This is a genomic window from Clostridium sulfidigenes (genome assembly GCF_000732635.1).
Taxonomy (GTDB): domain Bacteria; phylum Bacillota; class Clostridia; order Clostridiales; family Clostridiaceae; genus Clostridium_J; species Clostridium_J sulfidigenes.
In genome coordinates, this window is record NZ_JPMD01000087.1 from 1 (window position 1) to 891 (window position 891).

Below are 891 nucleotides of genomic sequence, written 5' to 3' on the forward strand. Positions count from 1 at the left end.
TAGTTGCTACCATTAAGTTGAGCACTCTAGTGAGACTGCCACGGTTAACGTGGAGGAAGGTGGGGATGACGTCAAATCATCATGCCCCTTATGTCTAGGGCTACACACGTGCTACAATGGTGAATACAAATAGATGCAATACCGCGAGGTGGAGCCAAACTATAAAATTCATCCCAGTTCGGATTGTAGTCTGAAACTCGACTACATGAAGCCGGAGTTGCTAGTAATCGCAAATCAGCATGTCGCGGTGAATACGTTCCCGGGCCTTGTACACACCGCCCGTCACACCATGAGAGCTGGTAACACCCGAAGTCCGTGAGGTAACCGTAAGGAGCCAGCGGCCGAAGGTGGGATTAGTGATTGGGGTGAAGTCGTAACAAGGTAGCCGTAGGAGAACCTGCGGCTGGATCACCTCCTTTCTAGGGAGTCGACATGAAGTTAATCCTTCATGACATTGAACGAATCTTACTTTGTAAAATTTATTTTAGAAAGTTTAGATGAGTCCATCCAGCACAGCTGGACACTGGTACTTTAACTCTGTTTAATTTTGAGAGACCAAATGATTAATTCATTAACTCTCAAACTTAATAATTTTATTAGAAACGAGAAAGTCAAGGAAACGACTGAACGAGGAACGGAGTTTACTAAGGTAAATGAGTACCGGAGTGAGGAAGTTGACGCAGAACTTCGAAGTTTATAATAAAATTGAATGTTCTTTGAAAATTACACAGTGAAGATATATTGTTAAACCTTTAAATTTAAAGATAAAACAATTTCGTCAAGAATTTTAATTTGAATTCTTTGTAGAATGAAAATCTAATCTTAATCGCTTAAGATTAGTAAATGAATAGGTCAAGCTACAAAGGGCGCATGGTGAATGCCTTGGCACTA

General features: G+C 41.0%; 1 rRNA gene. It reads left to right on the forward strand.

Annotated elements, in window-relative coordinates:
* Window positions 1-419 (forward strand): 16S ribosomal RNA (locus tag IO99_RS18100); the annotation flags it as partial.
* Between the last annotated feature and the right edge of the window lie 472 nt (window positions 420-891).